The organism is Achromobacter sp. ES-001 (assembly GCF_019448355.1).
GTDB lineage: Bacteria > Pseudomonadota > Gammaproteobacteria > Burkholderiales > Burkholderiaceae_B > Achromobacter > Achromobacter spanius_B.
The window spans coordinates 2115503-2129007 of sequence record NZ_CP079940.1 but is presented as its reverse complement, the minus strand read 5'-3'; the positions used below and the strand labels follow the sequence as shown (position 1 = coordinate 2129007).

The 13505-nt window shown below is 62.6% G+C and carries 14 protein-coding genes; 9 read left to right on the top strand and 5 right to left on the bottom strand.

Annotation, left to right across the window (positions count from 1 at the left end; genetic code table 11):
- Positions 1–18: 18 nt before the first annotated feature.
- The gene (locus tag KYT87_RS09655) at positions 19–1296 is read right to left on the bottom strand and encodes a bifunctional diguanylate cyclase/phosphodiesterase (RefSeq protein WP_223265054.1); all 1278 of its coding nucleotides are present in this window, start codon (positions 1294–1296) and stop codon (positions 19–21) included.
- Between KYT87_RS09655 and KYT87_RS29755 the strand changes: the two genes are divergently transcribed.
- From KYT87_RS29755 to KYT87_RS09645, 3 genes are all read left to right on the top strand, one after another.
- Complete coding sequence (locus KYT87_RS29755) at positions 1252–1461, top strand: hypothetical protein (RefSeq protein WP_255594224.1); 210 nt, start codon at positions 1252–1254, stop codon at positions 1459–1461. The two genes, KYT87_RS09655 and KYT87_RS29755, sit on opposite strands and share 45 nt — an antisense overlap.
- Before the next feature lie 463 nt (positions 1462–1924).
- The gene (locus KYT87_RS09650) at positions 1925–3892 is read left to right on the top strand and encodes an EAL domain-containing protein (RefSeq protein WP_219992122.1); all 1968 of its coding nucleotides are present in this window, start codon (positions 1925–1927) and stop codon (positions 3890–3892) included.
- Positions 3893–3900: 8 nt separating this feature from the next.
- The gene (locus tag KYT87_RS09645) at positions 3901–5460 is read left to right on the top strand and encodes a sensor histidine kinase KdpD (protein WP_219992121.1); all 1560 of its coding nucleotides are present in this window, start codon (positions 3901–3903) and stop codon (positions 5458–5460) included.
- On the opposite strand, the gene KYT87_RS09640 is transcribed toward KYT87_RS09645, so the two are convergent.
- Positions 5442–6161, bottom strand: coding sequence for a response regulator transcription factor (locus tag KYT87_RS09640; protein WP_006218682.1), 720 nt, complete (start codon positions 6159–6161; stop codon positions 5442–5444). The genes KYT87_RS09645 and KYT87_RS09640 overlap by 19 nt on opposite strands.
- 98 nt (positions 6162–6259) lie before the next feature.
- Here KYT87_RS09640 and KYT87_RS09635 point away from each other — a divergent pair, with 98 nt between their 5' ends.
- Positions 6260–6403 (top strand): hypothetical protein, encoded by a 144-nt coding sequence (locus KYT87_RS09635; protein WP_219992120.1) that lies wholly within the window; start codon positions 6260–6262, stop codon positions 6401–6403.
- Here the strand turns inward: KYT87_RS09635 and KYT87_RS09630 are convergent.
- Together KYT87_RS09630 and KYT87_RS09625 are read right to left on the bottom strand one after the other, a co-directional pair.
- A complete protein-coding gene (locus tag KYT87_RS09630; protein WP_219992119.1) occupies positions 6387–7874 on the bottom strand; it encodes a YdiU family protein in 1488 nt (495 codons plus the stop codon). The genes KYT87_RS09635 and KYT87_RS09630 overlap by 17 nt on opposite strands.
- A complete protein-coding gene (locus KYT87_RS09625; protein ID WP_219992118.1) occupies positions 7871–8242 on the bottom strand; it encodes a DUF2069 domain-containing protein in 372 nt (123 codons plus the stop codon). Before KYT87_RS09625 ends, KYT87_RS09630 begins: the two co-directional genes overlap by 4 nt.
- 17 nt (positions 8243–8259) lie before the next feature.
- Here KYT87_RS09625 and KYT87_RS09620 point away from each other — a divergent pair, with 17 nt between their 5' ends.
- Positions 8260–9573 (top strand): YihY family inner membrane protein, encoded by a 1314-nt coding sequence (locus KYT87_RS09620; protein WP_219992117.1) that lies wholly within the window; start codon positions 8260–8262, stop codon positions 9571–9573.
- Positions 9574–9609: 36 nt separating this feature from the next.
- Entirely contained in the window at positions 9610–10068 is a 459-nt protein-coding gene (locus tag KYT87_RS09615; RefSeq protein ID WP_006218678.1) for a CBS domain-containing protein, read from the top strand.
- A 63-nt stretch (positions 10069–10131) separates the two neighbouring features.
- Here KYT87_RS09615 and dusA read toward each other — a convergent pair whose 3' ends face one another.
- Entirely contained in the window at positions 10132–11112 is a 981-nt protein-coding gene (dusA, locus tag KYT87_RS09610; RefSeq protein WP_255594036.1) for a tRNA dihydrouridine(20/20a) synthase DusA, read from the bottom strand.
- Positions 11113–11261: 149 nt separating this feature from the next.
- Here dusA and KYT87_RS09605 point away from each other — a divergent pair, with 149 nt between their 5' ends.
- The 3 genes from KYT87_RS09605 to KYT87_RS09595 all read left to right on the top strand — a co-directional run bounded on the left by KYT87_RS09605 (position 11262) and on the right by KYT87_RS09595 (position 13486).
- Complete coding sequence (locus tag KYT87_RS09605) at positions 11262–12257, top strand: site-specific integrase (RefSeq protein ID WP_219992115.1); 996 nt, start codon at positions 11262–11264, stop codon at positions 12255–12257.
- Positions 12258–12368: 111 nt separating this feature from the next.
- The gene (locus tag KYT87_RS09600) at positions 12369–12818 is read left to right on the top strand and encodes a nucleotidyltransferase (protein WP_219992114.1); all 450 of its coding nucleotides are present in this window, start codon (positions 12369–12371) and stop codon (positions 12816–12818) included.
- Between the two features lie 5 nt (positions 12819–12823).
- The gene (locus tag KYT87_RS09595; RefSeq protein ID WP_219992622.1) at positions 12824–13486 is read left to right on the top strand and encodes an SOS response-associated peptidase; all 663 of its coding nucleotides are present in this window, start codon (positions 12824–12826) and stop codon (positions 13484–13486) included.
- The last annotated feature ends 19 nt before the right edge of the window (positions 13487–13505 follow it).

The window sequence follows — 13505 nt, the reverse complement described above, 5'->3', positions numbered from 1 at the left end:
ATTTGCAAGCAACCCCGATTATGACACCGCCGAAGCCAAAGCCTGGATTTCCGAGGCGGGAGCCGGCCGGCCCAACAGGAAGCCCTGCATCACCCGACAACCCAGCGACTTCAGAATTTCACGCTGCCCTTCGGTTTCAACGCCTTCGGCCACAACAGGCAGACGCATCGCCTGGCACAAACCGAAAAGAGCGGATACCACTTCGCGGCTGCCGGCATCGGACTCCAGCGCGGAAATGAAGCTGCGGTCGATCTTGACCCAGTCGATGGGCAGATGACGCAGGTGGTTCAGGCTGGAATAGCCGCAGCCAAAATCGTCCAGCGCAATGCCGATGCCCTGCGCGCGCAGCGTGTTCAACATCTTCACGTGGCGCTCGTAGTGCAGGATGAAAATCGACTCGGTAATTTCCAATACCAGTTTGCGAGGCGACAGCTGCGTGGCCTTCAGCACGTCGGCAATCAGCTGCACCAGGCCGTCTTCATTCATTTGCTTGACGGACAGATTCACATGCACGCGCCACGCCGGGGGCCACAGGGCGGCCTGCGAGCATGCACGCTCCAGGATCCAGGCGCCCAACGGCACGATCAGGCCGCTGCGCTCGGCCAGCTCGATGGTAACGGCGGGCGACACGCTGCCCAGCGTGGGGTGATGCCAGCGCAGCAAGGCCTCGCAGCCCTGCACGACGCCGGAGCCGCTATCGCAAACGGGCTGGTAGAACAATTCGAACTGCTCCATGGCCGGCGTGGTCAGGGCCAGGCGCAGATCATTTTCCAGGCCCTGCTCATCGCGATGCCGCGCCAGCAGACGGAAGTCAAAGAGATTCCATCCCGGTCCACCGCGCTCTTTGAGCGGCACCATGGCCACCTGCACGCAGCGTTGCAGCTCTTCGACCGTGCGGCCATGCTCGGGATAAAGCGCCGCCCCCACCCTGAATACCGCAATCAAGGTGCGCCCGCCAAGCGCGTAGGGTTCGCTAAGGTCTTCCAGCAGCTTGGCCGATACCTGGGCGGCGCCCACTTCGTCCACTTCGGGCACGCAAATAGTGAATGAATCCGTACCGCTTCGGGCCACCATGCCGCCCAGCGTCCGGGTGATCAGGCTTAGGCGATCGGCAACCAGCACCAGCAATGCCTGGTCTTCGCCGGCGCGCAGCATGGCGCTGATCTCGGCGTATTGTTCAAAGCTGACCAGAAAAAAAGCGCCTCGGCGCGCGGGCCCCTCTTTTTGCGTCAGCCAGGCACGGGCACGACGATGCAATTCCTGCTGACTCAAAACGCCGGTCAACTCATCGCGCATCAAGCGACGACGCAGGGCGCGTTCCCTGCGGACAAAAAACAGACTAATCGCCGCCAAAGCGCCTGCGAGCGTCAGACACAGTGCGAGCAGGTAACTCTCACGCACGGAGCCCCCTATCTGGAAACCCTTGGCGTTGCGGTCCAGAAGGAAACCCAAGGGCTGTAACATTTTTTAAATTATGCATTATTTTCGCAAAAAAACGCCACACTTCGAAGGCAACGCGCCTCTTTTCCTTGTATTTCGAAGGTTCTTAGGATGCTCGAGGGTGGTCATGTCGGTCCTTGGATAGCGTTAGCCGGCCGGTCCGCAGACCCATGCCCTACCCTTACTACGACAGGCAAAGCCCAAAAATTAATACGTGGTGTCTCAATAGTTCTCAATGGGACGATTATCACGATCGAAATAATTGCACAGCTTGTCTGACGTGGCGCCTAATTTCGTAATATTCTGTACGTTCTGTGACATGCCGAATTACAGTGTAAGCGGCGCTGCTGAGGTATTAGTAACGTGTGTCACGTTTCTTATCCAGCTTTTTTCGCGTTGGGCACGTTCTTTGCCCGGCGCCCCCTTTACCCGGGCGGCCCAGTAATCTTGGCTTGCTTGCTGCCCGCGAAGGGAATTGACCGACATGTCGACATTACGCCGATTACTTTTCTGCACTGCTCTGCTGGTCGGCTTCATCCTGCTCGGCGCACAGGCGCTGGGGATGGTCGCTGCCCATCGCTATCTGAATACGCAACTTGCCCAACAGAGCGAAGGCGGCGCAAGCGCCTTGTCGTGGGCGTTGGCGCACGCCTCGTCCCGCCCCGATGAGCGGGCGGCGTTGGCGGATGACCTGTTCGGACAGGGCCTGTATTCCATGGTGCGTATCGCCGATGAAGGCGGCGCCACGGTGCTGGAACGGCACAAGGCCGCAACGGCCGGGCGGGACAGCGACTGGCGTACGGCCTGGCTGAACGTGCAGGCCCCCGCCGTGTCGCGCCCCTACGTGTCAATGGATGGCGGCGCGCGCGGCACCGTCACCGTGCAGGCGGATGGGCGCTTGGCTCGCGACACGCTCTGGCAAGGCGGGGTGCGCGTTCTGGGACTGGTGCTGGCAGCCGGCGTGTTCTGGTCGCTGTTTGCCTTCAATCTGGTGCGCTGGATCGAGACGCGCACCTCGCGCGACATCTGTGATCGCGTGCGTGCGTTGGCGCCGGGCAGCAGCGCGCCGCCCGTCGGGTCTTGCGAGCTGGCCGGGGTGGATCAGGCGTTCGTCGACGCCCAGCGTCGGGTGGCCGCGACCGTCGAGGAGCAGAACGCAAAGATCGAGTCGCTGCAAAGCGAGATTTACCGCGACCCCATCACCCGCCTGTCCAACCGCAAGCACTTCATCGACCTTTTCCGCGCGGCGCTGGCGGACAAGTCCACCGATGCGGGCGGCCACATCCTGATGTTCCGCCAGCGAGACCTGGCCCAGATCAACCGCCATCTGTCGCGGGCGTTCACCGATCAATGGCTGCGGTCCTCGTCCGACCGTTTGCGCAAACTGGTGGCGGAATTTGGCGGGCCCTCGGCGCAGCTGGCCCGGATCAGCGGGTCGGATTTTGCGTTGTTGCTGCCGTGCACCTCGGCGCCGCAGGCAAGCGTCCTGGCCGAACGCGTACGCCATGAACTGCGCGCGCTGCGCGTGCCCATGGACAAATATGGATGGTGCCGGTGGGCGCTGGCGATGGCCGCTTTCGCGCCCGGCGACAACATGAGCGATACGCTGGCCCGGCTGGATCACGCGCTGATGTGCGCGGAAAGCGCCGACGACGACCAGATCACCCCAGCCAGCCAAGCCGCCGACAGCACGCGCATCGGCGAGTACAGCTGGCACGATGCCCTGGTCACCGCACTGGAGCAACACCGCTTTTCGTTGTCGGTGCTGCCGCTCTACGCCGTGACGGGCGAATTACTGCATCACGAGGCCAGCCTGACGCTGCATGACACCACAGACGGCGACCCGGTCCCCGCCTCGATCTTCATGCCACCGGCGGTGCGGCTTGGCCTGTCGGCGGAGTGTGACATCCAGGCGATCCGGCTGGGGCTGGACTGGCTGTTCACCCGTTCTGCCGCGCTGACGGTGCCGGTATCCCTGGCCTCTTTGACCCAGACTTCTTTCCTGTCGCGGCTTGAACGCATGTTGGCGGATCGCCCGGCGTTGACCGGACGGCTGTTCATCGAAGTGGACGCCGATGGTTTGATCGAACAAGCCGGTGACCTGCGTCAGCTGTGCCGCATCGTGACCGCGGCGGGCGCCCGCGTCGGCCTGTCCAGGCTGTCGCAGCAATTCGGCGCGATGGAACGGCTGCACGAATTTCCGGTTTCCTATTTGAAATTGTGCGGCAGCTTCATTACGGGTTTGCGCCATAGCCCGGGCAGCCAGCACCTGGCCGCCACGGTCATGGCCACGGCGGCAACGCTGGACATGGCCGTATACGCCGAAGACGTTCCCGATTCCGCCACCCAGCTCATTCTGGAAGACCTGGGCGTCCGCGCGATACGTGGGGCTGTCGTAAACTTCGCCCATACGCGCGAGCTGGCGCCGGATCACCAATGGGTTACTAGTTGAAGGAAGGATTGTTTCTTCGCATCCACGGCCTTTTCGGCGCACGAGGCGAACGCCGCGCCGCGACAGGATCGCAAGCCCTGTTGTCGCCACTGGGGCTATTGCTGGTGTGTGCATTCTTCTTGCCGGCGGTCGCGCGGGCCTACGGTGTCTCTCCCCCAATTGCAGGACTACAGCTTGGCCTGACGGCGGGCGTCGCCATTGCGTGCGGCCTGACGTGCGCGCTGGTGTGGGCGTGCGCCCGCGCGTCGATTTACGGCGCCGGCCTGGCCTTCGTGACACTGGAAGGCGTGTTTCGCACCTTGCCCACATTGCTGCCGCCAGGCGCCCTGCAAGCCGGCTCTTATGCCGCGTTGCTGGCCGTGACGGCGCCGCTGGTGGCGGGTGCCGGCGTGGCCCGGTCCGCCACCATCGCGTCCGCATGCCGTGCCTTGAGCATGGCGCTGGCCGGCGTGGCCGCATTGGCGCTGATATTCGTCTACGAGACCGAAGATGGGCTGATTCCAACCCTGATCGCGGGACTGGGAGCCGGCATCAGCGCGGGCCTGGCCGTCTGGTTCGCCGTCCAGACCGCAACGCAAAAAATCGGCCGCCCGCTGGCGCTGACCTTGGCGTGTATTCATGCCACGACTGCGTGGATGCTGGGCGGCGAGGCCTGGCTATCGAACGGCGCAGACACGTCCGGTTCGCTGATTGAAGTGGCGCGGCTGTTGCTGGTGACCGGCGCCCTGCTCGGCTTGGCGCTGATCGGCCAACGTCATGGAAGCGCCGGCGACCGCCGGGCGGGTCAGGACCACGCGGATGCCGAACATGTTGCCCAGGGCGAACTGCGCGTGGCGGAACTGGCCGGCGCGCTGGACACGCAACGCCAGATGAACGCGTTGATTTCGCACGAGCTGCGCGCGCCGTTGGCCACCATCAGCGCGGCCGCGCAATCGCTGGACATGATCCTGTCCGACGGCGGTGAGGCGGTCGACACGCGCCTGGCTCGTATTCATCGGTCCGTTTCGCGGATGACGGAATTGATGGACCAGCTGCTGAACCAGGACCGCCTGGGCGATCAGGCCTGGACGCCCAGGGGCGAGCACACGGATCTGGCGGAGTTGGCACGCGATGTGGTGACGGCGATGCGGCCGGACACCGCGCACGCGCTGCTGCTGGACGCCGACGACCGCTTGCCGGTGTTCTGCGACCGCCCGCTGACCAGCGTGGTCGTGCGCAACCTGATTCACAATGCGATCAAGTATTCACCGGCCAACGAGCCGGTCCGGATTGAAGTGGGTCAGATACGTGAAGGGGATGCGCCGATGGCGTGGCTGGCGGTGGTGGATCGCGGGCCGGGCATCGAAGATCAGGACCAGCCGCGCGTGTTCGAACCGCATTTTCGGCGTTCCGCGCATCGGGAAACGCAAGGCATGGGCATCGGGCTATATCTGGCCCGGCGTATTTGTCAGAACCAGGGGGGCTCGTTGACCCTGCACAGCAAGGTGGGCGTGGGGACGCGCTTTGTAATCACCCTGCCCGTCAATGCCCCCGGAGAACCGGGCGCGGATCAGGCGGCGAAAACGTAACCCTGACCGCGCACCGACAACACCGGCAACTTCAGGCCCGCGCTTTGCGCCTTGGCGCGCAGGCGGCTGACCAATACGTCAATACGGCGCAATTCGAAACCGCCCGGGCTTTCAGGCAAAAACAGTTCTGCCAGCACCTGACGGCTGACGGCATTACCTGCCGCGTCCATCAGCGCCATCAAAAACGTCCGTTCTTGGGCGCTAAGGTGCAACGAGGCGCCGTCCGGGGCCACCAGGATCCAGCCCCCGTCTTGCAAGGACCAGGTGCTGTCGGCCGAGGCGCGGGTTTCAGCATCGGCGGGACGCGGGGCCTTGGCCAGCCGCATCCGGCGCGCCAGGCTGCGAATCACGGAACTGAGTTCCAGCAGGTCGACGGGCTTGGTCATGTAGACGTCGGCGCCGCCTTCCAGCCCGCGCACGCGGTCTTCAAGCGCGCTGCGGCCGGTCAGCATGACAATGCCCACGGGGCTCAAGGCTCGTAGACGGGTCGCAACCGAAAAGCCGTCCTCGCCAGGAAGATGCGCGTCCAGGATGACAATGTCGCACGGCTGTTCCTGCAATCGGCGATAGAACGCCGCAGCATTGTCACAAGCAAACGCTACCCGAAAACCATAGCCGCCCAAGCCTAACGCCAATTCCTCGCGGAAGTCAGCGTCATCCTCGAGCAGACCGATACATAGCAAACCATCTGCGCCAGGCATATTCAGAGTGCTTTATATTGAAAATTGTCGACAAATGCCCCATGGATGCGGTATGCGATCCTGAGCGTCCCGCAGGCGACAATCTTACGAGATTTACAATGGAAACGAATGATTGCAGAGAAAAAAAGCGTGATATTTCGCTCTCTATCATCGCTTTTTCGCGTAAATCGCAGGAAAACGCCCCCGCCACCGCCCACCTTTGCGCGATTCGGGATAATCCGCGCGTCAAGACGAGCAGCTGACTTCCAAACTTCCGGCCCAATCCGGGGGCAACCCGGCGTAGCGTTCGTACCCGGCCTGCGCCGTGTACGGGTCGCGCAGCAGCCTCATCAATGTGTCGATTTCGCTGGCGTCGCCCGTCTTGGCAGCCCGGATCGCCTCTTCAGCCAGATGATTTCGCAAAACATATAGCGGGTTCGCGCGGTTCATGCCGTCGGCCACTTCTTGCGCGGGGCGGCCCTCTTGTGCGTGGCGCGCCAACAGACGGTCCAGCCATGCGCCGGCAGCGGGACGGTCGATGAACAGGTCTTCGAACCCGCTGCGCTGTCCCAGCACCGCATCCGCCAATCGGCGCCACGACAAAGTGAAGTCCGCTTGATTCGCGTCCATCAGTTTAAGCAGGTCGTCCAGCAGCGGCTCATCGGCCGGCTGCCAAGCGGCCAGCCCCAGTTTGGCGCCCATGCGGTCGTGGAAAGCGCGCGTGAACACCGCCTCGAATTCGTCCAGCACCGCCCGTAGCGGCTCGACGTCTTGCACCAGCGCGTGCAGGCTTCCGCCCAAGCGATACAGGTTCCACAGGGCCACCGACGGCTGACGATTCCACGAATAACGCCCTTCCGAGTCGGAATGGTTGCAGACGTGCCCCAGCCGGAAACCGTCCATGAACCCATAGGGGCCGTAATCCAGGGTCAAACCCAGAATGGACATGTTGTCGGTGTTCATCACGCCATGGCAAAAGCCCACGGCCTGCCAATCCGCCATCAGCCGCGCGGTGCGGTGCGTGACGGCACGCAGCAGATTCAGATACGGGGCAATCCGGGCCTGGGCCGGATCGGCCGGCGCTTCGCGGCATTCTGGGTAAAAGCGGTCGATCACATAATCGGCCAGCGTCTTGAGCAGTTCGGGCTGGCGGCGTGACGACCAATGTTCAAACGAACCGAATCGCACGAAGCTGGGGGACATCCGGGTCACGATCGCGGCCGTCTCGACGGTTTCCCGCATGACCGGGTCGTCAGATGTCACCAACGCCAGGGCCCGCGTGGTGGGGATGCCCAAGCCGTGCATGGCTTCGCTGGCCAGGTATTCGCGTACCGAGGATCGCAACACGGCGCGGCCGTCGCCCATGCGCGAGTACGGCGTCATCCCGGCGCCTTTCAACTGCAATTCCCAGCCGCCATCCGGCCCTTGGACTTCGCCCAGCAAATGGGCACGGCCATCGCCCAGTTGGCCGGCCCACACGCCAAACTGATGGCCGCTGTAGACCGCCGCCAAGGTGTCGCCGCCCGGCAAGGGTGCGCGGCCGGAAAACACTTCGAGGAATTCCGGCGTATCCAACGCGGCCGGGTCCAGGCCGATCAACGCCGCAGCGTCCGCATTGGCGTGCAACAGGCGCGGATTATTCAGGCCTTGCGGCGCCAGCCGGGTGTAGAAAGCAGCGGGCAACGCGGCAAAGCTGTTGACCGCTTGAAGTTCGGAAAGAGATCTGGCATTCATGCGCGTTGGCTCCTGGCGGCGCGCTTGGCGGGCCGCACATAGAAAATGGCGCTAAGGAAAAAGATAGCCGAAAGAACGATTTCGCCCCAGGCCATCAGGACGGAAAGCGGCGCCGGATCCGACATCGCCCGCACCACGCCTTCCATCAGATATAGCAGCGACAACATGGACGCCCACTGATAGGTATAGAGGTTGCCGCGCAAAATGCCGCGCAACGGAAAGGCCAGCGGCAACGCCTTCAGCAGCATCCAGGACCCGCCCGGCCGCAGCGGCGCCACCACCGTTTCCCAGGTAATGCACAAGACGATCAAAGCGAACAATGACGCCGAGGCCAGCCGGCGTAGACGGGGGTTGAGTTCGGGATTCATGCTGCTATTATCGCCTGATGAATCGCCCCGCCGAGCCCGGCGCCGCTACGCCGGTGGCCCCCGAACCCTCGACCGCGCGCTCTTCATGGGTAGCAAGGGCCGGACGCGTCATCCGGTTCACGTTGCAACGCGCCGGCGAAGAAAAGCTGCTGCAGGTTGCCTCCAGCCTCACCTTCACGACGGTGCTGGCCATCGTGCCCATGCTGGCAGTGGTGCTTTCCCTGTTCACCGCCTTTCCGGTGTTCCAGGAGTTCCGTGTCGCCCTGGAAGACTTCCTGACCAACAGCTTGATGCCCCCGTCCGTCTCGGACAACATCATGGAATACCTGAACCAGTTCGCACGCCAGGCGTCCCGCCTGACGGCGATCGGCGGCGCATTCCTGCTGGTGACTTCCCTGCTGTTGATCATGACGATCGACCAGGCTTTTAACGACATCTGGCATGTGTCCCGCCAGCGGCCCTTGCCGCAGCGGGCGCTGGTGTATTGGGCCATCATCACGCTGGGCCCCGTGCTGGCAGGTGCCAGCCTGTGGGCGACCTCGTTCGTGGCGCGCGAATCGCTGGGGCTGGTCCGGGACGTGCCGGAAGTCGTCAGCGTCATCGTTTCTTTTATCCCGCTTGTCCTGACCGGGCTGGGCTTCGCGGCGCTATTTGTCGTCGTGCCGAACCGCGACGTGCTGTGGCGGGACGCGTTGGTGGGCGGCGGGGTGACGGCGGTTGCGCTGGAAATCATGAAGTCGGGTTTTGCCTACTACCTGACGCGGTTCCCCACCTACACGGTCATTTACGGCGCGTTCGCGACGCTGCCCATCTTCCTGTTGTGGATTTACCTGTCGTGGCTGGCCGTCTTGCTGGGCGCCACCCTGGCCTCAAGCGCCCCGCTGATCCGGCTGGGCCGCTGGGAAATCAACCGCTACCCGGGCGCGCAATTCGTCGACGCCCTGGATGCGCTGCGCGCGTTGCGCCGTGTGCAATCCGCCAACCCGCCCGGCCTGCCCGCCAATGTGCTGGCGTCCCAGTTGCGGCTGCATCAGGACGAACTGAACGAGGTGCTGGAAACGCTGAGCGCAATGGGCCTGGCCACCCGCAGCCCCGACGACCACTGGGTATTGACCTGCGATGCCCGCGAAACGTCGATGGCGCCCGTGGTCGATAATTTCCTGCTGGACCGCAGCCAGCCCAGGGTCCGTAACGACCCGGAAATTCTGCGAGTCGCTTCGGCCGTTATTTCACAGCAAAATACACCCACGCTGGAAGAACTGTGCGGAGAAGCGCAGAATACCGAAAATGGAATCGCTCCCTTACTGCAATTGGAAGCGAACAAGAAATAGCAAAGCATCAGGGCGTAGTCCGCCCGGGAGGAACCGATGTTGAAGGTCAGTGAGATTTTGCGCGTCAAGGGCGATACGCTCTATACGGCGTCGCCCGACATGCCTGTGTCCCAGGCTGTGCAAACCATGAGCGAGCAGGATATTGGCTCGCTTGTCATCATGGAATTCGGCACCCTGACCGGCATGCTCACGTTCCGCGAGATCATCCGCCACATGCACGCGCACGGCGGGGCCGGCGAAACCACGATTCGGTCGATCATGGACGACGCGCCGGTCAGCGTTTCGCCCAATACCAGCGCCGATGAAGTCCAGCGCCTGATGCTGGAAAAGCATGCGCGGTACATCCCGGTCATGGACGGCCCGACCCTGATGGGCGTGATTTCGTTCTATGACATGGCGCAGGCGATCGTCGCGGCGCAGCAGTTCGAAAACAACATGCTGAAGGCCTATATCCGCGACTGGCCGGCTGAAACTGCCGAACCGGCAAAGTCCTGATTGTTCTGATTAGTTCGGTCAGGCCGGGGTTCAGGCAGCGCTAGCCGCCACCCCGACGCCACGCTACACCCCTGCCGGCGCCGCTTCCAATGCGGCGCCGCGCACGCCAGGCGCCTGCCGCTGGCTGCGCCATGCGTCGTAGATCAGTTCCGGGTTGTTAGCCGAAAGCAGGGCCGGGTCCGACAGCATCCGGCGCCAGCGACGCGCGCCGGACTGGCCGTTCACCAAGCCCAGCATCGGCCGGGTCATCACCCGCAATGGCACGCCCTGGGCCACCTGGCGGGCGGCGTATTCCGTCATGGCGTCGACGACTTGCGCGTCACTGGGCAAGCGTACCGACGGCCACAAGCGCAGCGACACCTCGGACAGCACGCGCGGCGTGTGCCAGGCCGCGCGGCCCAGCATCACGCCATCGAATTCGCCCGCCGCCTGCACCGACTGGTCCGCATCCGCCAAGCCACCATTCAACACGAAGGTGCAATCGGGAAAATCCTGCTTCAGCTGCTTGACGACGTCGTAGCGCAGAGGCGGGATTTCGCGGTTGTCCTTGGGCGTCAGGCCCTTCAACACGGCATTGCGGGCGTGTGCGATGAAAACGCGACAGCCGGTGTCGTAAATCTTGCCGACGAAATCTCGGACAAAGTCGTAGGAATTTTCGTAATCCAGACCCAGGCGGTGTTTAACGGTGACAGGAATGTCGACCGCGTCCTGCATGGCTTTGATGCAATCGGCGACCAGGTCGGGTTCCGCCATCAGGCAAGCCCCAAAAGCGCCTTTCTGCACGCGCTCCGATGGACAGCCGCAATTGAGATTGATCTCGTCGTACCCCCATTGACGGCCCAGCTTGGCCGATTGGGCCAGTGCATCGGGCTCGCTGCCGCCCAGCTGCAACGCAACGGGATGCTCGGCTTCGTCAAAGTCCAGGTGGCGCGGGATGTTGCCGTGCTGCAGCGCGCCCGTGGTGATCATTTCCGTATACAAGCGCGCGCGGGGGGCCAACAGCCGGTGGAAGAAACGGCAATGGCGGTCGGTCACGTCAATCATCGGGGCGACGCATAGCCGCCAGTCGTTAGAAATCAAGCACTTACCTTAAAATTCAAGGACATACGTAGAATTGTCGTTCCCATTGCTTCCCGCCAATCACCTGTTTTACACTCCGATTCCTGCCCTCAGTGCTACGAGATCGCTACGGAATGGCTTCGATAATTCAGATAAACGGTAAGTGGCGTGCTCAAGTCCGGAAGAAGGGTCACCCGACCCAGACCAAGACGTTCACCACCAAGGCGCTGGCCACCAGATGGGCCACCGCCATAGAGGCGGAGATCGAGCGGGGAGACTTCAAGGATACCAAACCTCTGGGCGTCACGACCGTGGGCGACCTGCTGGACCGCTACGAGCGCGAGGTTCACCGGATGGGGACGGCCAAGAAAGAGTCGTTCAAGGTGCTACGGGCTGAACTAGGGGCCGTCACCCTGTCGGGGCTCACTGGCGCAAGAATAATCGAATACACCAAGAAGCGGGGAGTTGCGCCTCCGACCTGGTCCATGGAGCTGTCCTACCTGAACACAGTGCTACGCGTAGCACGTAGCCTTTGGGACCTCTCATTCCTGGGCGACCCGATCCGGGATGCCAGAGAGGCATTCAAGATGCTTGGGGTTGTGACCACGCCCCGCGAGCGCACCAGGCGCCCCACCACCGACGAATTGACAGCGCTGAAGGCGCACTTCAATACCTCGGGGCGCTATCAGCTGCCCATGGCGGACATCGTGGATTTCGCCATTGCTACGGCTATGCGAGCCGGGGAAATCTTCTCCATCACGTGGGAAGACGTGGACACCAAGAAGAAGACGGTGATCATCCGCGACCGCAAAGACCCCAAACGCAAGGCCGGCAACCACCAGGTTGTCCCGTTGCTACCGGCTGCCTGGGAAATCATCCAACGCCAGCCGAAACCGCATAAAGGCCGAATCTTCCCCTACATTGCGGCGACCATATCCTCCACCTTCCCACGGGCCTGCACCCACCTGGGCATCAAAGACCTGAGATTCCACGACCTACGCCACGAAGGCACCAGCCGCCTATTCGAGATGGGTTATGGAATCCAGGAAGTCGCCATCTTCACCGGGCACCGTAGCTGGAACCAGTTGCGCCGCTATACACAGATCAAGCCGGAATCCCTGCACAGATAGCTGTATATTTGTCCAGGATATGTCCTACTTCATCCCCGAATCCCACAAGGCCGGCGGCTGCTGGACCTGCTCCCACTGGCACGTCCCGCCAAGCTAATCTAAGCTCTCGGGATGAATCAGCTAAATGACTCACAATTCGAGATTCTTCGAGAGATGGCCCTAAGGAACCTCAAGTTCCTTGTGGTCGGAGGGTGGGCAGTCAACCTTCATGGGGCGCATCGACCGACGAAGGACTTGGACATTTGGGTGTCTGAGTCCCGAACCGACATGAACGCCCTCGAAGAATCTCTCACGTTCAGTGGCATAGCATGGGATGCTGCGGCACTTTGCTGTCAAGAACTCCATGGCCCTAAGAACATCGCCAGAATCGGGCCGCCGGTCGACGTGGACATCGTGAGTCAGCTGAACGGATTGGTCTTCGAAGATTCTCTGGACCGTCTAGAGTGGTTCATCGTCGATGGGCTAAGGCTACCAGTGATCTGCAAAAATCATCTGATCATCACGAAGTCGAAATCCGAAGGACAAAAGCACCTCGACGACGTGCATGCACTGAGGTCTTGACCAGCATGTGCAGCCACTACCAAACGCTAAAGGACGCCGAGCTGCTGCTTAAGAAATTCGGCGTGACCAGGCCGGGCGTGCTCGGCAAGTACGACATGTGGCCGCGCTATCAGGGCGTCTTTGTGCGCCGGCCGGTGGAGCATGACGCGGGCGACGAGGCAGTGCCGGAACGTGAGGCGGTGGTGGGCCGCTGGGGCCTGATCAGCGCGATGACGAAGGCAGACGGCCTGGACAAGGCGGGCAAGCTGTCGACGTTCAACGCACGCAGCGAGACCGCGCCCAAATCCTTCACCTTCGGCAACGCTTGGCGCCGGGCGCAGCACTGCATCATCCCGGCCGACGCCATCTTCGAACCCGACTGGCGATCTGGCTCCGCAGTGGCTACGCGTTTCACGCGGTCCGACGGCGCACCGCTTGGCATCGCGGGCTTATGGGATCGCTGGCGCGACGCCGCTGGCCAGCTCCAAGAGAGCTACACCATGCTGACCATCAACGCGGACGATGATCCCCTCTTCCGCGACTACCACCAGGCGGGCAAGGAAAAGCGGATGGTCGTCATCCTGCCGGAAGGCGCATACGGCGACTGGCTGACCGCGCCGGCGGACGCAACTCGGGACTTCCTCGTCCCGTTCCCCTCCGAAAAGCTCGTCGCCACGCCGATGAAGTGACCCCGATTTCAGTGAATTA